The sequence below is a fragment of the Microbacterium oleivorans genome, assembly GCF_013389665.1.
Lineage (GTDB): Bacteria > Actinomycetota > Actinomycetes > Actinomycetales > Microbacteriaceae > Microbacterium > Microbacterium oleivorans_C.
In genome coordinates, this window is the sequence record NZ_CP058316.1 from 2,438,496 (window position 1) to 2,460,997 (window position 22,502).

The 22,502-nt window shown below is 71.7% G+C and carries 22 protein-coding genes; 20 read left to right on the top strand and 2 right to left on the bottom strand.

What is annotated here, in order from left to right:
* The first annotated feature begins 17 nt into the window (after positions 1-17).
* The 15 genes from HW566_RS11565 (at position 18) to der (ending at position 14,186) form a co-directional block, all read left to right on the top strand.
* The gene (locus tag HW566_RS11565) at positions 18-200 is read left to right on the top strand and encodes a hypothetical protein (protein WP_178013037.1); all 183 of its coding nucleotides are present in this window, start codon (positions 18-20) and stop codon (positions 198-200) included.
* Positions 197-1,003: a TlyA family RNA methyltransferase gene (locus tag HW566_RS11570; protein WP_178013039.1), complete on the top strand. Its 807-nt coding sequence runs from the start codon at positions 197-199 to the stop codon at positions 1,001-1,003. The genes HW566_RS11565 and HW566_RS11570 overlap by 4 nt, the downstream gene beginning before the upstream one ends.
* Complete coding sequence (locus HW566_RS11575) at positions 1,000-1,935, top strand: NAD kinase (protein WP_178013040.1); 936 nt, start codon at positions 1,000-1,002, stop codon at positions 1,933-1,935. Before HW566_RS11570 ends, HW566_RS11575 begins: the two co-directional genes overlap by 4 nt.
* Positions 1,932-3,623, top strand: coding sequence for a DNA repair protein RecN (gene recN / locus HW566_RS11580; RefSeq protein WP_178013042.1), 1,692 nt, complete (start codon positions 1,932-1,934; stop codon positions 3,621-3,623). The genes HW566_RS11575 and recN overlap by 4 nt, the downstream gene beginning before the upstream one ends.
* Before the next feature lie 18 nt (positions 3,624-3,641).
* Positions 3,642-5,336 (top strand): CTP synthase, encoded by a 1,695-nt coding sequence (locus tag HW566_RS11585; RefSeq protein ID WP_178013044.1) that lies wholly within the window; start codon positions 3,642-3,644, stop codon positions 5,334-5,336.
* Positions 5,329-5,895, top strand: coding sequence for an NUDIX domain-containing protein (locus HW566_RS11590; protein WP_178013046.1), 567 nt, complete (start codon positions 5,329-5,331; stop codon positions 5,893-5,895). Before HW566_RS11585 ends, HW566_RS11590 begins: the two co-directional genes overlap by 8 nt.
* 1 nt (position 5,896) lies before the next feature.
* Positions 5,897-6,820, top strand: a complete 924-nt coding sequence (xerD, locus tag HW566_RS11595; RefSeq protein ID WP_256728684.1) for a site-specific tyrosine recombinase XerD — start codon at positions 5,897-5,899, stop codon at positions 6,818-6,820.
* A 115-nt stretch (positions 6,821-6,935) separates the two neighbouring features.
* Entirely contained in the window at positions 6,936-7,565 is a 630-nt protein-coding gene (locus HW566_RS11600) for a vitamin K epoxide reductase family protein (RefSeq protein WP_178013050.1), read from the top strand.
* A gap of 201 nt (positions 7,566-7,766) precedes the next feature.
* Positions 7,767-8,651, top strand: a complete 885-nt coding sequence (locus HW566_RS11605; RefSeq protein ID WP_178013052.1) for a ParA family protein — start codon at positions 7,767-7,769, stop codon at positions 8,649-8,651.
* Positions 8,635-9,486 (top strand): segregation and condensation protein A, encoded by an 852-nt coding sequence (locus HW566_RS11610; RefSeq protein ID WP_178013054.1) that lies wholly within the window; start codon positions 8,635-8,637, stop codon positions 9,484-9,486. The genes HW566_RS11605 and HW566_RS11610 overlap by 17 nt, the downstream gene beginning before the upstream one ends.
* The gene (gene scpB / locus HW566_RS11615; RefSeq protein WP_178013056.1) at positions 9,476-10,069 is read left to right on the top strand and encodes an SMC-Scp complex subunit ScpB; all 594 of its coding nucleotides are present in this window, start codon (positions 9,476-9,478) and stop codon (positions 10,067-10,069) included. The genes HW566_RS11610 and scpB overlap by 11 nt, the downstream gene beginning before the upstream one ends.
* Positions 10,066-10,842: a pseudouridine synthase gene (locus HW566_RS11620; RefSeq protein WP_178013058.1), complete on the top strand. Its 777-nt coding sequence runs from the start codon at positions 10,066-10,068 to the stop codon at positions 10,840-10,842. The genes scpB and HW566_RS11620 overlap by 4 nt, the downstream gene beginning before the upstream one ends.
* On the top strand, positions 10,839-11,966 hold the full coding sequence (locus tag HW566_RS11625; RefSeq protein WP_178013060.1) for a prephenate dehydrogenase: 1,128 nt from the start codon (positions 10,839-10,841) through the stop codon (positions 11,964-11,966). The genes HW566_RS11620 and HW566_RS11625 overlap by 4 nt, the downstream gene beginning before the upstream one ends.
* Positions 11,959-12,660: a (d)CMP kinase gene (gene cmk, locus HW566_RS11630; protein ID WP_256728685.1), complete on the top strand. Its 702-nt coding sequence runs from the start codon at positions 11,959-11,961 to the stop codon at positions 12,658-12,660. The genes HW566_RS11625 and cmk overlap by 8 nt, the downstream gene beginning before the upstream one ends.
* A complete protein-coding gene (der, locus tag HW566_RS11635; RefSeq protein WP_178013063.1) occupies positions 12,660-14,186 on the top strand; it encodes a ribosome biogenesis GTPase Der in 1,527 nt (508 codons plus the stop codon). Before cmk ends, der begins: the two co-directional genes overlap by 1 nt.
* 250 nt (positions 14,187-14,436) lie before the next feature.
* On the opposite strand, the gene HW566_RS11640 is transcribed toward der, so the two are convergent.
* On the bottom strand, positions 14,437-15,879 hold the full coding sequence (locus tag HW566_RS11640) for an HNH endonuclease signature motif containing protein (RefSeq protein ID WP_178013065.1): 1,443 nt from the start codon (positions 15,877-15,879) through the stop codon (positions 14,437-14,439).
* A gap of 395 nt (positions 15,880-16,274) precedes the next feature.
* Here HW566_RS11640 and HW566_RS11645 point away from each other — a divergent pair, with 395 nt between their 5' ends.
* Positions 16,275-17,030 carry a hypothetical protein gene (locus HW566_RS11645; RefSeq protein WP_178013066.1) on the top strand — a complete coding sequence of 252 codons (756 nt, stop codon included), beginning with the start codon at positions 16,275-16,277 and terminating at the stop codon, positions 17,028-17,030.
* A 92-nt stretch (positions 17,031-17,122) separates the two neighbouring features.
* Here HW566_RS11645 and HW566_RS11650 read toward each other — a convergent pair whose 3' ends face one another.
* Positions 17,123-18,427 (bottom strand): ABC transporter substrate-binding protein, encoded by a 1,305-nt coding sequence (locus HW566_RS11650; protein ID WP_178013068.1) that lies wholly within the window; start codon positions 18,425-18,427, stop codon positions 17,123-17,125.
* A gap of 136 nt (positions 18,428-18,563) precedes the next feature.
* Between HW566_RS11650 and HW566_RS11655 the strand changes: the two genes are divergently transcribed.
* The 4 genes from HW566_RS11655 to HW566_RS11670 all read left to right on the top strand — a co-directional run bounded on the left by HW566_RS11655 (position 18,564) and on the right by HW566_RS11670 (position 22,496).
* On the top strand, positions 18,564-19,586 hold the full coding sequence (locus tag HW566_RS11655) for a LacI family DNA-binding transcriptional regulator (protein WP_178013070.1): 1,023 nt from the start codon (positions 18,564-18,566) through the stop codon (positions 19,584-19,586).
* 101 nt (positions 19,587-19,687) lie between these two features.
* The gene (locus tag HW566_RS11660) at positions 19,688-20,803 is read left to right on the top strand and encodes a Gfo/Idh/MocA family protein (protein ID WP_256728686.1); all 1,116 of its coding nucleotides are present in this window, start codon (positions 19,688-19,690) and stop codon (positions 20,801-20,803) included.
* Complete coding sequence (locus tag HW566_RS11665; RefSeq protein ID WP_178013074.1) at positions 20,800-21,774, top strand: PmoA family protein; 975 nt, start codon at positions 20,800-20,802, stop codon at positions 21,772-21,774. Before HW566_RS11660 ends, HW566_RS11665 begins: the two co-directional genes overlap by 4 nt.
* The gene (locus HW566_RS11670) at positions 21,771-22,496 is read left to right on the top strand and encodes a cupin domain-containing protein (protein ID WP_256728687.1); all 726 of its coding nucleotides are present in this window, start codon (positions 21,771-21,773) and stop codon (positions 22,494-22,496) included. The genes HW566_RS11665 and HW566_RS11670 overlap by 4 nt, the downstream gene beginning before the upstream one ends.
* The last annotated feature ends 6 nt before the right edge of the window (positions 22,497-22,502 follow it).

The following is a 22,502-nucleotide window of genomic DNA, read 5'->3' on the forward strand; positions in this document are numbered from 1 at the left end:
CGCGTATCGTGGGAGTCATGTCGATGGATGCCGCTGACCCCGCCGCCGGCGAGAGCGTCGCCGATCGCTGGCGCGACGACCTCGTCTCGACCCTCGACGTCATCGAGGACCAGCCGCTGAGTGAGCGTTCCGCCTCGTACGCGGCTCTCCACGACGAGCTGTCGCGACGGCTCGACTCCGGCCCGTCCGACAACGCGTGAGTCCCCGACTCGATTCGGCGCTCGCCGCGCGAGGTATGGCGCGCTCGCGTACCCACGCCGCCGGGCTCATCTCGTCGGGTCTGGTCAGCGTCGACGGGAAGGCCGTGGTCAAGGCCGCGCACGTCGTCACCGACGAGGCCGTCATCGTCGTCGCGGGCGCCGATCACTACGTCAGTCGGGCCGCGCACAAACTCATCGCGGGCCTCGACGCCTTCGGCATCGAGGTCTCCGGTCGGGTGGCGCTCGACATGGGGGCCTCGACGGGCGGGTTCACCCAGGTGCTGCGTGAGCGCGGAGCCGAGCCGGTGGTCGCCGTCGACGTCGGACACGGGCAACTCGCCGACGAGATCGCCGCCGACCCCGGCGTGATCCCGGTCGAGGGCTTCAACGTCCGCGCCCTCACCCCCGACACGCTGGCCGAGGCGGCCGGCCGGACGGTGTCGCCCGAGATCGTCACGGGAGACCTGTCGTTCATCTCGCTCACCCACGTGCTGCCCGCGGTCCGCTCGGTGGCGGGACCCCGCACGGATGTCGTGCTGCTGGTCAAGCCGCAGTTCGAGGTCGGGCGCACAGCCGTCAAGGGCGGCCTGGTCACCTCGCCGGGGTTGCGCGCCGATGCCGTCGCCGGCGTGCTGTGGTCTGCCTGGGATGCCGGACTCGGGACGCACGGGGTGACCTCGTCGCCGCTGCCGGGTACCCACGGCAATCAGGAGTACCTCGTCCACCTGCGAGCCCGCGAAGGCGACGCGGGCAATCCGACAGAATGGATCCGTACCGTGGACCGACTGGCGGGAGCCCGATGACCGACGCGCAGCGCAACATCCTCGTCGTCGCTCACGCGCGCCGTCCCGCCACGGTCGCGGCGGCCCAGCGCGTCCTGGGGGCGCTCGCCGGCGCGGGCGCGCGCCCGGTGCTGGCGGCCGACGACCGGGCCGAGCTGGTGGCCGAACTCGGCGAGCTCGACGGCGTGCTCACCCTCGATCGCGACGTCACGGTCGCCGACCTCGAACTGGCGATCGTTCTCGGTGGCGACGGCACGATCCTGCGCGCGGTCGACCTCGTCCGGGGCGGCGCCGCCCCCGTGCTGGGGATCAACATGGGTCACGTCGGATTCCTCGCCGAGATCGAGGCCGACGACATGGACGACGCCGTGCGCCGGGCCATCGACCGCGACTACGACGTCGAGGAGCGCATGGCGCTCTCGGTGCGGGTGAAGGACGAGACCGGCGCCGTCGTCTACGAGACCTGGGCGCTCAATGAGGCCACGGTCGAGAAGGCGAGCCGCGAGCGGATGCTCGAGGTGGTGCTCGAGGTCGACCGCCGCCCGTTGTCGGCCTTCGGCTGCGACGGTGTGGTGATCGCGACCCCCACCGGATCCACCGCCTACAACTTCTCCGCCGGGGGACCGGTGATCTGGCCGACGGTCGAGGCCGTCGCCGTCGTCCCGCTCTCGGCGCACGCGCTGTTCGCGCGCCCCCTGGTGATCAGCCCCGAGGCGTCCGTGGCGATCGAGGTCGGCGCGGGCACCAACGGCACCGGCATCCTCTGGGCGGACGGACGCCGCTCGCACGAGCTTCCCCCGGGGGCGCGCGTCGTCGTGCGGCGCTCGGCGACGCCGGTGCGCCTCGCGCGGCTGCATCCCGCGGCCTTCACCGACCGTCTGGTGCAGAAGTTCCGGCTGCCCGTGGTGGGCTGGCGCGGGCCCTCGCCGGGCCGGTTGGGCGGTCTGTCGTGATCGAGGAGATGCGGCTGCGCGGACTCGGTGTGATCGCCGAGGCCACGCTGCCGATGGGGCCGGGGTTCACCGCCATCACCGGTGAGACCGGGGCGGGCAAGACCATGGTCGTCACCGGCCTGGGACTGCTGCTCGGGCAGCGGGCGGACTCCGGTGCGGTACGCGCCGGAACCGCGCAGGCATCCGTCGACGGCGTCTGGATCGTCGACGAGAACGGCCCCGTCGCCGAACGCGTGCGCGAAGCCGGGGGAGAGGTCGAGCCCATCGGGGGCGGCCGGGCCGAGCTCTACCTCGGTCGGGTGCTCTCGAGCGAGGGGCGCAGCCGGGCGAGCGTGGGCGGGCGTCCCGCGCCCGCAGCCGTGCTCGCCGACCTCGCCGAGCAGCTGATCGTCGTGCACGGTCAGTCCGATCAGCTGCGGCTGAAGTCGGCGGTGGCCCAGCGCGATGCTCTCGACCGCTTCGGCGGCCCCGACCTCGTGGCCGTCCGCGCACGGTACCGCGAGGCGTACGACTCCTGGCGCGCGGTCGACGCGGAGCTCGCCCAGCTCGACGCCGACCGCGAGTCGCGACGCCGCGAAGCCGACGACCTGCGCGCCCGCATCGCCGACATCGAGGCGGTGGATCCGCAGCCGGGCGAGGACGCCGTCCTCGCCGAGCGGGCCGAGCGGCTCGCGAACGTCGAGGGACTGCGCGAGGCCGCGGCCGTCGCGCACGATGCGCTCTCGAACGACGACGAGCTCCCGGACGCGGTCTCGCTGCTGGCCGAGGCTCGACGCGCGGTCGAGCGTGCCTCGACGAGCGACCCCGCGCTGGCGGCCTTCGTCGAACCGCTCGCCGACCTCGGCTACCGTGCGACCGACCTCGTGACCGGCCTCAGCGCCTACCTCGCCGACCTCGACGAGGGAGGACCGCAGGAGCTCGCGGCCGTCGAGGAGCGCCGCGCCGCGCTCGGGTCCCTGCTGCGCGTGCACGGCACCCTGGACGATGCCCTCGACCTGCTCCGGAGCGGATCGGCCCGCCTCGTCGAGCTCGACGACGACGGCGACCGCATCGAGAGGCTGCGGGCCGAGCGCGACGAGCTCACCGCGCGTGTCGATGCCGCCGCGGGCGAGCTGACCGCCGCCCGCGTGGCCGCCGCCGAGCGCCTGGGGTCCGCCGTCACGGCCGAGCTGCGCGAGCTGGCGCTCCCCGACGCGCGCCTCGTCGTCACCGTCGAACCCGGCGCGGCGTCGGCCGCGGGTCGCGACGACGTGACGATCATGCTCGCGCCGCATCCCGGTGCCGAGCCGCGGTCGGTGGCCAAGGGCGCGTCGGGCGGAGAGCTCAGTCGCGTCATGCTGGCGATCGAGGTCGTCATCGCCGCGACCGACCCGGTGCCGACGTTCGTCTTCGACGAGGTGGACGCCGGTATCGGCGGCGCCGCGGCCATCGAGGTCGGCCGCCGCCTGGCCCGGCTCGCCGAGAACAGTCAGGTCATCGTCGTGACGCACCTCGCGCAGGTCGCCGCCTTCGCCTCGAACCATCTGACGGTCGTGAAGTCCCACGACGGCTCGGTGACGGCCTCGAGCGTCCGGCGACTCGACGGCGGTGCACGCGAGGCGGAGATGGCGCGGCTGCTGTCGGGACTGCCCGATTCGGATGCCGCGATCGAGCACGCGCGCGAACTGCTGAGCCTCGCCCGCAGTTGACTGATAGATTAGAAGCCCGTGACGGACACTCATCGCGCGGCCTCTTCTCTCGACACCACCAAGCACATCTTCGTGACCGGCGGTGTCGTCTCCTCTCTCGGGAAGGGACTGACCGCCGCGAGCCTCGGCAATCTGCTCACCGCCCGCGGTCTGCGTGTCGTGATGCAGAAGCTCGACCCGTATCTGAACGTGGACCCGGGCACGATGAACCCGTTCCAGCACGGCGAGGTCTTCGTCACCGATGACGGCGCCGAGACCGATCTCGACATCGGCCACTACGAGCGCTTCCTCGACATCGAGCTCAGCCAGGCGGCCAACGTCACGACCGGCCAGATCTACTCCCAGGTCATCGCCAAGGAGCGTCGCGGCGAGTATCTCGGCGACACGGTGCAGGTGATCCCGCACATCACCGACGAGATCAAGCGCCGCATGCGCCTGCAGGCGACCGAGGACCCCCGCCCCGACGTGATCATCACCGAGGTGGGCGGCACGGTCGGCGACATCGAGTCGCAGCCCTTCCTCGAGGCGGCCCGGCAGCTGCGCCACGAGCTCGGGCGCGACAGCGTCTTCTTCGTCCACGTCTCGCTCGTGCCGTTCATGGGCGCCTCGGGCGAGCAGAAGACCAAGCCCACCCAGCACTCCGTCGCCGCCCTCCGCCAGGTCGGCATCCAGCCCGACGCGCTCGTGCTGCGCAGCGACCGGCCCGTCAGCGAGAGCAACCGCAACAAGATCGCGCTCATGTGCGACGTCGACGTCGAAGGTGTCGTGAACACGGTCGACCTGCCCAGCATCTACGACATCCCCTCGACGCTGAACGACCAGGGACTCGACGCCTACATCGCCCGTCGTCTGGGGCTGGCCGAGAAGGCCGACGAGGTCGACTGGACGCGCTGGAACAAGGTGCTCGACGCGGTCCACAACCCCAAGCACGAGGTGACGATCGGTCTCGTCGGCAAGTACATCGATCTGCCCGACGCCTACCTGTCGGTCACCGAGGCGCTGAAGGCCGGCGGGTTCGCGCAGGAGACGAAGGTCAACGTCACCTGGATCCCCTCCGATCTGTGCGAGACCCCCGCGGGCGCCGAGAAGGCGCTCGCCGCCGTCGACGGCATCGTGGTTCCCGGCGGGTTCGGCATCCGCGGCATCGAGGGCAAGCTCGGCGCGCTGAAGTTCGCGCGCGAGCAGGGCATCCCCACCCTGGGGATCTGCCTCGGCCTGCAGTGCATGGTCATCGAGTACGCGCGAAACGAGGCCGGGCTGACCGGCGCCTCCTCGAGCGAGTTCGACCCCGACACGGAGTTCCCCGTCATCGCGACGATGGCCGAGCAGGTCGACATCATCGCCGGCGGCGACCTGGGCGGCACGATGCGGCTCGGTCTTTACGAGGCCGAGCTGGCCGAGGGATCGCTCGCGGCCGAGGTGTACGGCGCGACGAAGGCCTCGGAGCGTCACCGTCACCGCTACGAGGTGAACAACCGCTACCGCGATCAGATCGCCGAGGCGGGCATGGTGTTCTCGGGCCTGTCGCCCGACCGCAACCTCGTCGAGTACGTCGAGCTGCCCCGCGACGTGCACCCGTACTACATCGCCACGCAGGCCCACCCCGAGCTTCGCTCCCGCCCCACCGAGGCGAACCCGCTGTTCCGCGGTCTCATCGCGGCGGCGCTGGACCGGCACCGCTCGAGCGAGCTGTTCGAGGTCGAGGATGCCTGAGCTGCGCGACGAGCCCGTCGAGCCCGATGTCGTCTCGAGCGAGCTGGTCTACTCCGGCCGCGTCTGGGACGTCCGCAGTGAGACGGTGCGGTTCGGCGACGGTGAGATCACGCGCCAGTTCGTGGACCACCCCGGTGCCGCGGCGGTGGTGGCGATCGACGACGAGCAGCGCGTCGTGCTCATCCAGCAGTACCGCCACCCGATCCGGCATCGCGACTGGGAGATCCCGGCCGGACTCCTGGACGTCGCCGGCGAGCCCCCCATCGAGACCGCGCGTCGCGAGCTCGCGGAAGAGGTCGACCTGGTCGCCGAGACCCTGGAGCCGCTCGTGAGCATCTTCACGACGCCGGGCGGGAACGACGAGGTCATCCACGTCTTCCTCGCGCGCGGACTCAGCCCGGCCCCGAGCGCCTACGAGCGCGAGGACGAAGAGGCCGACATGCGCGTGGAGCGTGTGCCGCTGGCGGATGCGGTGGACGGCGTGCTCGCGGGCCGGTTCCGCAACGGCATCCTCGCCACCGGAGTGCTCGCCGCCGCCGAACGGCTGCGCCGGGGCTGACGTGCGACTCGACCGAGCCGTCGCGGCGTACCTGCGCCACATCTCGGTCGAGCGGGGCCTGTCGGCGCACACCGTGGCCGCGTACCGGCGTGATCTCGACGCCTACACGTCGTGGCTGGCGCAGCGCGGAATCGACGATGTCACCGCGGTGACCGCGGAGGTCGTCGCGCGTTTCGCCGAGGATGCCGCGTCGGCCGATCCACCGCCGGCGGCGACGTCGATCGCGCGGCTGCAGTCGTCGTTGCGCGGGCTGCACCGCTTCCTCGCACGTGAGGGGCTCGTCCCGGACGATCCGACGCAGCGCCTGACACCTCCGAAGACGCCGCGCCGGCTGCCGAAGGCGCTGACGATCGACCAGGTGGAGCGCCTCCTGGATGCCGCGGGCCCGGCCCCCGGCGACACGGCCGAGACCGACCTGGGCGGCCTCCGCGACCGAGCGCTGCTCGAACTGCTGTACGCGACGGGGGCCCGCGTCTCGGAGATCGTGCAGCTCGATGTCGACGACCTGGCCCGCGGCGATGTGCTGCGGGTGCGCGGAAAGGGTGCGAAGGAGCGCGTCGTGCCGGTGGGGTCGTACGCGCGGGCCTCGGTCGACGCGTACCTCGCCCGTGCCCGCCCGGAGCTCTCGCGGCGGGGGAGGGCGACGCCGCGGCTCTTCCTCGGGCTGCGCGGGGCGCCGCTGTCGAGACAGAGCGCATGGCTGGTCATCCAACAGGCGGCCGAGCGCGCGGGCCTGACCGCACACGTATCGCCCCACACGCTGCGGCACTCCTTCGCCACCCATCTGCTGCAGGGCGGCGCGGACGTCCGCGTCGTGCAGGAGCTCCTCGGCCACGCCTCGGTCGCGACGACGCAGATCTACACCCACGTCACGGTCGACGCGCTGCGCGAGATCTACGCCACCTCGCATCCCCGCGCCCGCTGAGCGGGGCACGAGCCCCCGAGTCGGGCCTGGGCCCGCGGGGTCCGCCGCCGAGCCGGTCGATTTCTCCCGGCCCCGGACCCCGCCGCCCGCGACCGCGCCGCCGGATGATGGCGGCATGTCCACCGCATCCGTCGCCCCCGGGCGCGCCGTCGCGCCCGGGCACGCCGTCGCGCCCGGAACGGCCGTCGCGATCGTGTGGGTCGTGGCGGGCGTCGTCGGGTGGGTGGTGTCGTTTCTGCTCTACCACGAGTACATCGGCCAGCTCACCGGGGCCGAGGCGATGATCTCGTGCGACATCAGCCCGATCGTCACCTGCGGCCCGAACCTGTTGAGCCCCGGCGGTAATCTCCTCGGCTTCAGCAACTCGATCATCGGCATCGTGCTGTTCCCGGGAGCTGTGTTCGCGGGGGTCTCGTCGCTCGCGGCGCCGGCGGGCCTGCGGCGGTGGTACTGGCGGGTGTACGCGCTGTTCGTCGCGGCGGCCGTCGTGCTCGTCCACGTCTTCGCGTACCGCAGCGTGTTCGAGTACGGCTCGCTCTGCCCGTGGTGCATGGTCGTGTGGCTCGTGACGATCCCGCTGTTCTGGACGACCGCAGGATGGAGTCTGCGGGCCGGTATCTGGGGCCGCCGCGTCGAGAGCCTGGGCGCGGTGATCCTCGCGTGGACGCCGCTGATCGTCGTCCTCGACTACCTGGTGATCGCCGTCGCCGCGCAGCTGCGCCTCGACGTCCTCGGGAGTCTGTGACACGCACCTCCGCAGCGGTGCGTCCGTCGCAGCGGCGGGGCTCGTGTCGTCGTCGGAGCCGTGCGACGCCTCACCGGCATCGGCGACCGGGCAGACGCAGCTCGGCGGGGTCCGCCGCCGGCGCCCCGCCGCGAGGAGTCACGGCACGCGGTGCGTGCCTGTGCGAGAATCGATCGCACGCTACGGAAAGCAGGAGTCTCGGTGACGGACAAGTCGCGGAAGGCCGGGAAGGCCCCCACGGAAGACACCCCGATCGGACCCACCGGTCGGCCCTACCGAGGTTTCCCGACCCCGCCGAAGCTCGACGGTCACGGCCCGGCGCGGATCATCGCGCTGTGCAACCAGAAGGGTGGCGTCGGCAAGACCACGACGACCATCAACCTGGCCGCCGCGCTCGCCGACTACGGGCGCAAGGTTCTCGCGGTCGACTTCGACCCGCAGGGTGCGCTCTCGGCGGGCCTCGGCATCGCGACCCACGACGTGCCCACCATCTACGACCTCCTGCTGGACACCAAGCGCGACCCGCGCGAGGTCATCGTCTCGACCTCGGTGCCCGGGCTCGACGTGATCCCCGCGAACATCGACCTGTCGGCCGCCGAGGTCCACCTCGTCAACGAGGTGGCGCGCGAGACGATCCTCTCGCGCGTGCTCCGCAACGTCGCCGCCGACTACGACGTGATCCTCGTCGACTGTCAGCCTTCACTCGGTCTGCTCACGGTCAATGCGCTCACCGCCAGCCACGGCGTGCTGATCCCGCTCGAGTGCGAGTTCTTCGCCCTGCGCGGCGTGGCTCTGCTGATCGAGACGATCGACAAGGTGCGCGACCGGCTGAACCCGTCGATCATGCTCGACGGCGTGCTCGCCACGATGTACGACCCCCGCACCCTGCACTCCCGCGAGGTGCTCGAGCGAGTGGTCGAGGCGTTCGGCGACGACGTGCTCGAGACCGTGATCGGCCGCACCGTGAAGTTCCCCGACGCGTCGGTCGCCGGCGTGCCGATCACCACCTTCGCGCCGGAGCACCAGGCCGCGCAGGCCTATCTGCGCCTCGCGCGGGAGCTCGTCGCCCGTGGCGCCGTCGCCTGACGACACCGTCGATCCCGCCGCCGGCCGGCCCGCGGATGCCGCTGAGGCGGTCTCCGGCGACGGCTTCCGCGTCTCGCTGACCAACTTCGACGGCCCGTTCGACCTGCTGCTGAACCTGATCGGCAAGCACGAGCTCGACATCACCGAGGTGTCGCTCAGCAAGGTGACGGACGAGTTCATCGGCTATCTCCGCGGGCTCGAGCCCGAAGAGCTCGACGCGGCATCGGAGTTCCTCGTGGTGGCTGCAACCCTGCTCGACATGAAGGTCGCCGGGCTGCTGCCCCAGGGCGAGCTCATCGATGCCGAGTCGGTGGCGCTGCTCGAGGCTCGCGACCTGCTGTTCGCACGCCTGCTGCAGTACCGGGCGTTCAAGCAGGTGTCGAGCTGGTTCGCCGAGCGGGTCGTCGCCGAGGACCGCCGGCACACCCGCTCGGTGCGCCTCGACGAGAGGTACCGGGCCGCGGCGCCCGAGCTCGTGTGGACTCTCACCCCCGACGACTTCGCGGCACTGGCGATGCTGGCCTTCGCGCCGAAGGAGATCCCCGTCGTGGGGCTGGATCACCTGCACGCGCCGCTCGTGTCGATCCGCGAGCAGGCGGCGATCGTCGTCACGCTGCTGCGCGGCGCGGGTACCCTGAACTTCCGAGACCTCGTCGCCGGTGTCGGCCAGCCCGGCATCGTCGTCGCCCGCTTCCTCGCCGTGCTGGAGCTCTACCGGCACGCGGCGCTGTCGTTCGAGCAGCTCGAGCCGCTCGGTGAGCTGACGCTGCGCTGGACCGCCGAGCGCTGGTCCGAGGAGAACCTCGCCACCCTGGGAGCCGACTATGACCGATGATCCGACGCCCACCGTCGCCACCCCGATCGCCGATGTCGCGCGGCGACTCGAGGCGATCCTGCTGGTGGTCGACGAGCCGCAGAGCCTGGTCGCGCTCGCCGCCGCCGTGGGCTCCCCGGTCGCCGCCGTGCGTCAGGCCGTCGCCGGCCTCGTCGCCGACTACGACGGCGACACCGGCGGCCCCCGCCGCGGCTTCGAGCTGCGCGAGGTCGGTGGGGGGTGGCGGCTGTACGTGCGCGGTGAGCACGACGCCCTCGTGAGCGAGTTCGTCAACACGCAGGCGCCGTCGAGGCTGTCGCAGGCCGCGCTCGAGACGCTCGCGGTCATCGCCTACAAGCAGCCGGTCTCGCGCGGTCAGGTCGCCTCGATCCGCGCGGTCAACGTCGACTCGGTGGTTCGGACGCTGCTCTCGCGCGGGCTGGTGACCGAGATGGGCAACGACGCCGAGACCGGCGCCATCCTGTACGGCACGACGGACGCGCTGCTGGTGAATCTGGGTATCAACTCGCTCGACGAGTTGCCGCCGATCTCGCCGTTGCTCGACGACGGCACCGAGGGTTTCGAGGGAGAGGGGATCCGATGACGGATGCCGAGGGCGTACGCCTGCAGAAGGTTCTGGCGAATGCGGGCGTGGCGTCGCGCCGCGTGTGCGAGGAGATGATCGTCGCGGGGCGGGTGCGCGTCAACGGCGTCACGGTGACCGAGCTCGGCAGTCGCATCGACCCGGAGCGCGACATCGTCGACGTCGACGGCACCGCGGTGCAGCTGGATGCCACCAAGCGCTACGTGATGCTCAACAAGCCGACCGGCGTCGTCAGCTCGATGAAGGACGAGAAGGGGCGGGCCGACCTGCGGCAGTTCACCCAGGACTGGGACGAGCGCCTCTACAACGTCGGCCGGCTCGACGCCGAGACGAGCGGGCTGCTCGTGCTCACCAACGACGGCGAGCTCGCCCACGTGCTCGCCCATCCCTCGTTCGGCGTCACCAAGGTCTACATCGCCAAGGTGCGAGGCCGCGTCACCCCGCAGGTGATCGCGCGGCTGACGAAGGGCGTCGAGCTCGAGGACGGCCCGATCGCGGCCGACAAGGCGCGGCTGCTCGACACCTCCGGAGAGACGAGTCTGGTCGAGTTGACGCTGCACTCGGGCCGCAATCGCATCGTGCGCCGGATGATGGCGGAGGTCGGGCACCCGGTCATCGAGCTCGTCCGACGCCAGTTCGGTCCGCTGCACCTGGGAACCCTCCCGGCGGGGCGTGCCCGCGAGTTGACTACAGTGGAACGCGGTGCGCTGCTGACGCTCTCGCGCAGCGCCGACGGTGCCGCCGAGCACCCGACTTCTCCGGAGAACCCGTGACCGATTCCTCGCTCGATCCCGTGCGCCCCGGCCGTGCCGCGCGCACGGCCGGCACCGTGCGCATCGTCGGTGCCGGTCTGCTCGGATCGAGCATCGGTCATGCTCTGCGCCTGCTCGGGGTCGATGTCGTGCTCGACGACGCTTCGCCCGCCCAGCTGCGCCTCGCCGTGGACTACGGCGCGGGACGCCTCGCCGCCGCGGACGATCGTCCGGCGCTGGTCGTCGTCGCCGTCCCGCCGGACGTCACCGCCGACGTCGTGGAGCGCGAGCTGCGGCAGCATCCGGAAGCCGTCGTGACGGATGTCGCGAGCGTCAAGCTGGAGCCCTACCTCGAGCTGCGCTCGCGCGGCGTCGACCTGGCCCACTACATCGGGTCCCACCCGCTCGCCGGTCGCGAGCGTGGCGGCGCGATCTCCGCACGGGCGGACATCTTCGTGGGACGGCCGTGGGTCGTCTGCCGCGACGACGAGACGCTCGCCGCCGACCTCGCCGTGGTCGAGGGGCTGGCGCTCGACCTCGGTGCGATGCCGTTGGAGATGACCCCTCAGGAGCACGACGAGGCTGTGGCGCTGACCTCGCACGTGCCGCAGCTGGTCGCGAGCCTGCTGGCCGGCCGATTCGTCGCGGCACCCGAGGGATCGCTGCGGTTGACCGGCCAGGGCGTGCGCGACACCACCCGTATCGCCGCGTCCGCTCCGGAGCTGTGGGTGCAGATCCTCGGTGCGAACGCCGCGCCCGTCGCCGCCGTGCTCGATGAGCTGGCCCACGATCTGCGCGCTGTAGCGGGGGCACTGCGCGCACCGGCCGCCCCCGGTGCCCGCCGCACGCTGGCCGACACGATCCGGCGCGGCAACGAGGGGGTCGAGCGACTCCCGGGCAAGCACGGTCAGAACCGCCGGTTCGAGCAGGTCGTCGTCCGTGTCGACGACACGCCGGGTCAGCTCGGCCGCCTGTTCGGCGACCTCGGCGAGCTCGAGGTCAATGTCGAGGACTTCCGACTCGAGCACTCCCCGGGCGCCCAGTTCGGTCTGGCCGAGCTGAGCGTGGTGCCGAGCGTCGTCCACCATGCCGTCGCCGGGCTCGAGGAGCGCGGCTGGAAGATCGCGAGCGTGCCCCGTGCCTGACACCGTGACCACCCCCGACCCCGTCCAGCCCGCGACCGTCGCGATCGACGGCCCGGCCGGTAGCGGCAAATCGAGCGTCTCGAAGCAGGTGGCGCGGATGCTGGGATACGGCTTCCTCGACACCGGCGCGGCCTATCGTGCGCTCGCCTGGCACGTGCTCGCGCGCGGTGACGACACCGCCGACGCGGATGCCGTGACCGGTGCGCTCGACACGTTCGACTACGCCATCTCGCTCGATCCGGATGATCACTGGGTGCGCGTGGGTGACACGTTCGTGACCGCCGAGATCCGCGAGCCACGCGTCACGGCAGCCGTGAGCGGCGTCGCCCGGGTGTCGCGTGCGCGCGAGCACGTCACCGCGCTGTTCCGCGCGCTGGTTGCCGCATCGGGGGTTCCCGGTGTCGTGGTCGAGGGACGCGACATCACGACGGTGGTCTTCCCCGACGCGCCGGTGCGCATCCTGCTCACCGCCGCTCCCGAGGTGCGCGCCGCGCGCCGCAGCGCCGAGCTGACGGGGGAGGATGCCGCCGCTGTCGCGGAGGCGCTGCACCGCCGGGATGCTTCGGACGCGCAGGTCGTCGACTTCCTCACCGCCGCTCCCGGCGTGGTGGTCGTCGACTCGACCGACTTGGACTTCGATCGGACCGTGGACGCCGTCATCGACGTCGTGCGCACCGCGACAGGAGAGAACTGATGGCTACGACCGACGACGAGTACGAGGGTCGCCCCGACCAGATCGAGGAGAAGCTCGCGAACCTCGACGAGGAGCTCGCCGAGCAGCGGGCGGCGGCGCTTCGGGCGACGCTGGCCGATTACGAGCTCGACGACGAAGACGCTCAGCTCCTTGCAGGGCTGACCGCGGGCGGCGAGGCCGTCGAGGTGCTGCCGGCGCTGCCGGTCGTCGCGATCGTCGGACGCCCGAACGTCGGCAAGTCCGCCCTCGTGAACCGCATCCTGGGTCGGCGCGAAGCCGTCGTCGAGGACACCCCGGGTGTCACGCGCGACCGCGTCAGCTACAAGGCCGAGTGGATGGACCGTCGCTTCACGCTCGTCGACACCGGCGGGTGGGAGCCGGACGCGCGCGGCATCGATCGCTCCGTCGCGGCGCAGGCCGAGGTCGCGATCGACCTCGCCGACGTGGTGATGTTCGTCGTCGACGCCATGGTCGGAGCCACGGCGACCGATGAGGCCGTGGTGCGGTTGCTGCGCAAGTCCGACAAGCCGGTCTTCCTCGTCGCGAACAAGATCGACGATGCTCGCCAGGAGCCCGAGGCCGCTGCTCTCTGGAACCTCGGTCTCGGGGAGCCGCACCCGGTGTCGGCCATCCACGGTCGTGGTGTGGCCGACCTGCTCGACGAGATCATGAAGGTGCTGCCGGAGGTCTCGGCCGTCGCGAAGAACGAGCTCGGCGGTCCTCGCCGGGTCGCGATCCTGGGTCGTCCGAACGTCGGAAAGTCGTCGCTGCTGAACAAGGCGGCGGGCGAGGAGCGCGTGGTCGTCAACGACCTCGCGGGCACCACCCGCGATCCCGTCGACGAGGTCGTGGAGCTCGGCGGCAAGCTCTGGCGCCTCGTCGACACCGCCGGCATCCGCCGCCGGGTGCACCTGCAGCAGGGCGCCGATTTCTACGCATCGCTGCGTACGTCCGCCGCGCTCGAGAAGGCCGAGGTCGCCGTCGTCGTGCTCGATGTGACCGAGACGATCAGCGTGCAGGACCTCAACATCATCGACCTGGTGCTCGAATCCGGACGCGCGCTCGTGCTCGCGTTCAACAAGTGGGACCGCCTGAACGACACCGACATGGACAACGCCGATCGCCGGCGATACCTCGAGCGGGAGATCGAGCAGGACCTCGCGCACGTGACCTGGGCGCCGCGCGTGAACCTGTCCGCGCGCACCGGGCGCCACCTCGACAAGCTCGTGCCCGCACTCGAGACGGCGCTGCAGTCGTGGGACCAGCGCATTCCGACCGGAAAGTTCAACGCGTTCCTCGCAGAACTCGTGGCCGAGCACCCGCACCCGCTGCGCGGGGGCAAGCAGCCGCGCATCCTGTTCGGAACGCAGGCGTCGACGCGCCCGCCCACATTCGTGCTCTTCACCACCGGGTTCCTCGACCCGGGGTACCGTCGCTTCATCCAGCGGCGCCTGCGCGAGATCTTCGGCTTCGAGGGCACGCCGATCGTCACCAACATGCGGGTACGCGAGAAGCGCCAGCGCTGAAGCGCGGCGGTGGCGAGGATTGCCACCGCACCGATGGCCGCGGCTCCGGAGATCGGATGCCGCGGCCGTCGGCGTTTCCGGGCCGCTGCTCGGGCTCGGCGCTGGTGTGCGTGTGCGTGGGCGCGCAAACCACCGTGGCGCGGTGGGTGGGCGCAGCAGTCGCGGGGCGCTCGGAGCCGTGGCGTCGAGATCGAGGCGCGGTAGCGGGCTTCCACAGGCACGTGCGGGATCAGGCCGCGCGCGTTCGGGCTCAGAACGGGGGTGGTTCGAGCCGGCCGGGCGGTTCGCCCGGTGGTTTCTCCCCGGGTGGTTTCTCCCCGGGTGATTTCTCCCCGGGTTGTTTCTCCCTTGGTGGGGTGAGCGGTGGTGGCTGCTCTGCCGGGAAGCCCGCGGCGGGTGTGAAGGTGACGAGGGGTGGTGGTGCGTTGTCGCGGTAGGTGCGTCCGGTGGGTGAGGTCCAGACGAGGGTTCCGCCGGGGAGTTGTCTGACTCGCCATCGGGTGTGGTGTTTGGTGTCGTGGTGTCGTTTGCAGAGGTTGGCGAGGTTGCAGATGTGGGTGGGTCCGCCTTCGGATGCGGCGATGGTGTGGTCGTTTTCACAGCGGATGGCGGGTTGCCGGCATCCGGGGAACCGGCAGTGCCGGTCCCGGGCACGGAGGAGCCGTTTCATCGCCGCAGTCGGCGTATAGGTGTCGCATTCCAGGACGGTGCCGGTGACGGGGTGGGTGAGGAGCCGGTCCCAGGACGTGTTCTCGCCCGCGAGGACCCGTGCGGTGGCGGCGTCGATGGGGGCTCGGCCGACGAGGTCAGCGGGGTGCTCGTCCTGCCCTGCGAGGGTGAGCGCTGAGACCACGACCTGCACCTTCGCGCGGATCGCGCCGAGGGTCCCGTTGCCGTCTCCGGTGTCGGTGGGGTCCAGGCTGGGTGTTCCGGCGAGGAGGAGGTCGGAGAACACGTCCGCGCGGACCTGATCGATCGTGCGCGCGTCGCCCACGAACGACGAGCCCGGCGGGTCGATCGGCTCGGTCGCACCCGCCCGGTCTCTGGCGTGGACGATCTCCCGGGCCTGTTGGGTGAGGCGATCCACGATCCCCTCCGCGATCACGGTCGGTACGGTCGCGACGAGGTCCGACATCCCGTCCACCCCGGGCTGCACCCGAACGCAACGTCCCGCTGCTGCTTCCCGGTGGCGTTCGGTGAACGTCCGCGGGTGCAACCGTTCGGCGAGCATCCGCAGACGCTCCCGCACCCGGTTCGGGGTCTCACCCTCACAGGCCACGATGGCCTGCCGTTCGAACTCGCCCCGCACCTCACCCGGCACGATCGCCCCGGCATCCTGGATCACCAGCACGTGCCCGCGAACGAGGCGGCCGTCCTCCCACGCGGACATGGTCGCGGGGTAGTTCTCCACCAGGTCCTGGGCGTCATCGATCCGGCGTTGCAGGGTGCGGTCGGTGGCGACGAATACCCCCGCCAACTCCGCGGCGATCGACCGCAACGCCATCTCGTGGGCTTTCACCCGCTCGGACGCGCCGGCGGCCTGCTTCTCGGCGAGTTGCCCGGCTGCGGCGAGGACCCGGACCTCGCGGATCTGCCCGAACCGCACAGCATCCTTCGCGGCCCCGGCGTCTCCGACGAGCGCGGCCAGCGCGGCGACGTCTCCGTCGCTGCCATACCCCACACTCGAATGCATGTTCGAATCATGTCACGGACCTCCGACATCGACCCGGATCGAGGTCGGGCTTCCGACGGGATCGGCGCGAGTCGCTGCGCACCGCAACACGCATCGCGCCAGGACCCGACGACCGCACCGCGCCCACCGCGCCGCGCCCACCGCGCCGCGCCCACCGCACCGTCCCACGACCGCCCCGCCCCCACCGCACCGCACCGCCCCACGACCGCACCGCACCACCCCACGACCGCACCGCACCGCACCGCACCGCCCCACGACCGCACCGCACGGCACCGCGCGAGGCGACACACTACGGCACTCGGGCCGCGTCGGCGATGGGCAGCGCTCCCCGTCGACGGGCGTCTGGGCCGGCGGATAGCGTCGAGTCACCATCGACCCCAGGAGAACGTGACGTGATGCCGCTCGTGACCAAGACCCCCGCCCCCTCGAAGCGCGCGATCGCCCGCACCCACGTCGGTGTGATCGTCGCCGCGGTCGGGCTGGTCGCCCTCGCCGGCTGCACCCCGGCGGACTCTCCCGACTCCGGAGCCCCGACGAGTTCCTCAGTGGCGCCCGAGGCGAGCGCGACGCCGACAGTCGAGGCCGGGACCGGATCGGCGGCGCTGAGCGACGCCGATCTCGAGGCCCTCTTCACCGGCATCCAGTTCCAGCCGGGGCAGTACGACACCACGGCCGCGATGCTCGAGTCGATCTATCCGGGGCTCACCGTCTCGGACGCGAGCTGCCTCGCCCCCTTCGGTGCCGGGTGGGAGTCCGCCGCCGCCAGTGCCGTCGAGTTCGGCACCAGCAACGACCGGTCGATGACGGCCGTGGTCGCGGCCACGGCAGACGACGCCGCCGCCACCGACCTCGTCACGCAGGCGGATGACGCGATCGCCCGGTGCGCCGACGGGCAGGAGCTCTTCGCGATGCAGGGCACGCCGGTCACCACGAGCGTCGAGCCGTTCGACCTCTCGCTCTCGGGCGCCGACGAATCGCGCGGCTGGCGGGTGACCGGCGACGTCGGCGGGACGCCGTTCGCGCTGGTGGGTGCCACCGTCCGGGTGGGGCAGAACGCCATCGCCCTCGTGGGCTGGGATCCCGCCACCAACACCGACTACGTGCCGCAGGCGACCCAGTTGTTCATCGACCGGCTGCCCGCCGCAGGCTGACCGCCTCCGGCACACCCTGCCGGCATGCCCGCGGCGTCACGCACCCGGACCCCTCTACCCCGCAGGGTGGGAGGGGTCCGGGTGCGTCGGCGTCATTCCGAGATGACGACGTCCATCTCGGAGAAGAACTGCGCGACGGCCTCGTCGACGGTGATCGTGCCGAAGTTGAGCTCGACGCCCAGTTGGCGGAACTTCTCCTCGAGCGTGCCGTACCCCACGATGGGGGTCGGCGGCGGATCCCCGACGCGGTCGCCCAGCGACTGCTCGTATTCGACGATCTCGGCGTCGAGCCCGCTGAGCTCGGCCCCGGAGAGGGCCGTCTCGGATGCCGGCATCCCGCGGTTCAGGCCGAAGACCTCGCCGGTGACCGGAGAGTTGACGAGGAAGTCGATGAGCGTCGTCGCCGCCGCCGGGTGTTCCGTCCGCGCGGATGCCGCCAGCTGAATGCCCGCGTTGGGGTACATGTCGGCCGCCCCCGGTGCGCCGGTGGGCGGGGCCTGCAGGTCGAGGGTCGGATAGTCGGGCCCGAGATTGAGGAGGAATCCGGCGCCCAGGCTGTCCCATGAGACGTCCGTCGCCGTCAGTGCCGAATCGAAGGCGGCTTTCGGCAGTGCCTCCTCGATCCGCTGCTGCGGAGCGACCGCCCCGCTCTCGCGCAGGGAGGCGGTGCTGTTCCAGAACTCCGCCAGGTCGTCCTCCGTGAACTCGGGCTCACCGTCTGCCGTGAAGAGGTCCTCTCCCGCCGCGCGCCGCTGCAGCTCGAACGACTGGATGCGGCCTGCATAGTCGGTGCCGCCCCATGCCTCGACACCGGCCGCCACGGCGCGATCGGTGAAGTCGGAGATCCACGTGGCGTACTCGTCCCACGTCCCGCCGTCCCACGGATCGGCGCCGACGCGCTTGATGAGGGTCGGATTCGACCACATCGACCAGAAGTTCGTCGAGATGGTGACCGCGACCGTGCGCTCGTCGATCCGACCGGTTGCGAGCACCGGCTCGGCGAGCGGCTCGGTGTCGATGACGTCTCCGAGGTACGGCGTGAGGTCGAGGAGGAGCCCGTTCTGGTCGTACTGGCGCATGAACGAGGTGCCGAACTGGAAGACGTCCGGCAGCCCGCCGCCCGCCGCCTCCGTCTGACGCTTCTCCCAGAAGGCGGTGTAGTCGAGGAAGGTCGTCCGCACGGTGATGTTCGGATGCTCGTCCTCGAAAGCCGCCAGCACCTCGTCGTACATCTCCGCTCGGACGTCGTTTCCCCAGAACGCGAAGTCGAGGGTGACGGGTTCGTCCGGGTCGAGCGATGCGGCGGGATCGGCCCCGGAAGGGGCGGCGCAGCCCGTGAGGAGGAGCGCGACGGTCCCGAGGGCGGCGCAGGCGGAGAGCAATGGGCGGTGTCTCATGATCGGGCCAGTTCCTTTCGTTCGCGGGCGACGTTGCCGACGCGAAAGTGATCGATCACACTGTGAGTGATCGATCACTTTTCTGTCAAGCACTAGATTGATCCCGCGGCCCCGGCGGGCGGCGGGAGGGTGCGGGATGAGCGGTGAGGGCAGACGGCCGGCGACGATCCACGATGTCGCGACGCGCGCCGCGGTGTCGCACCAGACGGTGTCGCGGTACCTCCGGTTCAACGGTGGGCTGAAGCCTGCCACGAGCGAGCGGATCGCCGCCGCGATCCAGGAACTCGACTACCGGCCGAACCTCGTCGCCCGATCGATGCGGACGCGTCGATCCGGACGGGTTGCGCTCGTCCTCGCGGGCAGCGGCGTGCACAATCCGGGACGCCTGCTGGCGGGCGCGTCGCAGGTCGTCCAGGACGCGGGGTACGCCGTCGAGATCCTCACCGTCGACGGCGAGGGCGAGGTGCGCGCCGAGCGGGTGCGCGAGCTGGTCGGCTCCGGGGCCGTGGAGGGCGTGCTGAGCTTCGCCCCGCTCCCGAGCGATCTGCTCGGCAGCCACCGCGGCGTGACGGTGCTGGCCTCCTCCGACTACGACGACGCCGGTCGCGTGATCGGTGCGCTGGCCGACAGCTCGCCGGTGGTCGAGCTCGTCGACGGGCTCGTGGACCGCGGCTTCCGCCGCTTCGCCCACATCACCGGAGACCTCGCGTACGCCTCGGCACGCGCCCGCCGTACGGCGTTCGAGGCGGCGGTCGGCGCTCACGGCATCCGGCCCGACTTCGTGCACATCGGAGACTGGTCGGCGGCCTCCGGTGAGGTGGCCGCCGAGCTCGTCGCCGAGGGCGAGCCGATCGCCGTGCTCGCGGCGAACGACGTCGTCGCGGCCGCGATGGTGCGCGCGCTCGCGCGGCGCGGCATCCCGGTGCCCGAGCGGGTGGCCGTCACCGGCTGGGACGATCTGCCGCTGTCCGGGCTCCTCTTCCCCTCGCTGACGACCGTCCAGAGCGATTTCGACGTGCTCGGTGCGCACGAGGCCCGTCGCCTCGTGGCGGCGATGTCGGGAACGCCCCTCGACGACGGCCCGCCGCAGGGCATGCAGCGCGTGATCTGGCGGGAGTCGACCGGGCCCGACGTCGGTCGCCCGGACCGTCCGGAGTGAGCGCCGGTTGACGCGGCCTGCGACCGTTGGCTACCGTCGCCATTGAATAGTGATCGTTCACTGTCGATCGAATGCTCATCCACTCCCCGAGAGGGACATCCGTGAACACCCTCCTGCGTGCCGCCATCGTCGGCACCGGTGCCATCGCCCATGCCCACGCCGAGGCCATCCGTGCTCTCGGCTCGCGCGTCGAGCTCGTCGCCGTCGTCGACCTCGACTCCGAGCGGGCGCGCGCCTTCGCCGAACGCTTCGGCGCCGGTGCGGTGCACGCCGACCTCGACGCGCTGCTGCGCGAGGAGCGCCTCGACCTCGTCCACATCTGCACGCCGCCGCAGACCCACGTTCCCCTCGCGGTGCGTGCCCTCCGTGCCGGAACGCCCGCGCTCATCGAGAAGCCGACCGCCCTGAGCCTGGCCGAGATGGACGAGCTGGTCGCGGTGTCGCACGAGACCGGCGTGCCCGCGCTCACCGTTTTCCAGCACCGCTTCGGCGCGCCGGCGCAGCGCCTGATGGCCATGCTCGACGAGGGAGTGCTCGGGCGCCCGCTGGTCGCGGCCTGCGAGACGCTCTGGCACCGAACCCCCGACTACTTCGACCTCCCGTGGCGTGGTCGCTGGGACGTCGAGGGAGGCGGCCCGACCATGGGTCACGGCATCCACCAGTTCGACCTGCTGCTCGCGGTGCTCGGTCCCTGGCGGCGGTTGACCGCCTTCGCCGCCCGCCAGGCGCTCCCCACCGACACCGAGGACGTCTCGCTCGCTGTCGTCGAGTTCGCCAACGGCGCGCTGGCGAACGTCACGAACTCGATCGTCTCTCCGCGCGAGGTCTCGCGGCTGCGATTCGACTTCGAGTACGCGACCGTCGAGGTCGAGCACCTCTACGGCTACACCGAAGCGGACTGGACCTTCACCGCCGCTCCCGGGCACGAGGCCCTCGCCGACCGATGGGATGCCGCGTCGGCGGCCGCTCCCGCCGACGAGCGCAGCAGCCACACCTCGCAGCTCGCCGCCGTGCTCGACGCGCTCGCCGAGGGACGCACCCCGGGGGTCGCCGCGGAGGAGGCACGGCGCACGCTGGAGTTCGCGGCGGCGACCTACGCGTCCGCCTTCCGTGGCGCGCCCGTGCTCGCGGGCGAGATCGCCCCCGACGACCCGTTCTACCGGGCCATGGACGGCGGAGCCGTGCCGTGGCCGGCACTGAAGGAGGCCACCGCATGACGCTGTCCATCGTCCACGAGCTCGGCACCGCCCTCGCGGTCCGGGACGACGACGTCGAGCTCTTCCGATACACCTACGAGCCCGACTCGCCGCAGCTGGAGTCGCCCAAGCCGTTCCTGCATCCGATCCGCACCCGCGCCGGGCGCACGGTGAGCCTGTTCCGCCCGTGGGACCACGTCTGGCACAAGGGGATCGCCTGGTCGCTGCCGGTTGTGGGGGAGGAGAATTTCTGGGGCGGCCCGACCTACATCCACGGCCGCTTCTACGTGCAGCTCGACAACGACGGCGCCCAGCGCCACGAAGCGATCACGCGGCTGTCCGTCGACCCCGCAGCCGAGGGCAGCGCCGAGGGGCGGGTCGCCCGGGTCGCGCACGACCTGGAGTGGATCTCGCAGGGCGGAGTGCGGATGTTCACCGAGCGCCGCACGATCACCGCGCGCATCGTCGACGAAGCGTGCTGGGCGCTGACCTTCGAGACGGAGATGACCAACGTCACCGCCGAGCCCATCGCGATCGGGTCGCCCACGACCAAGGGACGTGAGAACGCGGGATACGGCGGGCTGTTCTGGCGCGGGCCGCGCTCGTTCACCGGAGGGGTGCTCGTGACCGCGGACGGCACCGGGTCGGGGGATGACGTGCGGGGGCAGCGCCACGAGTGGATGGGATTCGCCGGGCGCCACGACGACGTCGACGCCTCGTCGCTCATCGTGATGGTCGACGCCGCCGAGAACCCGCACCACCCGCCGCAGTGGTTCGCGCGCTCCGAGGAGTTCGCGTGCCTCAACCCCGCGCCGTTCTTCAGCGAGGAGGTCGTCGTGCCCGCAGGCGAGACCGTCGCCTTCCGATACGGGGTCGGGATCGCCGATGCCGACGCCGACGCCGCCGGGGCCGTCGCGACGGCCGTTCGCTCGGTGCTCGCTGCGCGAGAAGGCGCCGGCACCGCCGCGGCCGGGCGGACGGGTGCGGCGTGATCGCGCCCTCGAGCTTTCCCGGCGGCACCTCGGTCACCGACCTCGCCGTCTATGCCGACGCGGCGCCCGACGGCATCTGCGGGGGGACCCCGCACATGCACCTCGCCTCGACCGAGGCCTACATCGTCACCGCGGGGACCGGCGAGCTGCACACGATCGACGCCCGCGGCTTCCGGCGCACGGCGCTGGCACCGGGAGCCGTGGTCTGGTTCACCCCGGGAACGATCCACCGCGCCGTGAACACCGGCGACCTTCGGGTCGTCGTCGTCATGAGCAACGCCGGGCTCCCGGAGGCGGGCGACGCCGTGATGACCTTTCCCCCGGAGGTGCTGGCCGATCCCGCGCGCTACGCGCGGACGGCTCGCATCCCCACCGACGCCGACGAGCGCGACCGCGCCGCCGCCGCGGCCGCCCGCCGCGACGAGGCGGTGCGTGGATTCGACCGACTCCGGGAACACGTCGAGGCCGGCGACGCCGACGCGCTCGCCGAGTTCCATGCGGCCGCGGTGCGCATCGTCGCGCCGCGGGCCGCCGGATGGGAGGAGATCGTCCGGCAGCGACCGCTCCGCCTCGCGGAACAGGCGGTCGCGAGCGCCGCGGCCATCGCCCGCGGCGAGGGCGGACACCTCGCCGCGGCCGCGGTCCACGTGGCCCCGTCGGCGGACGGACCCCGCGGCTTCGGCATGTGCGGGCGGCTGCGCCCCTACGACGTCTCGGACTGACGCGTC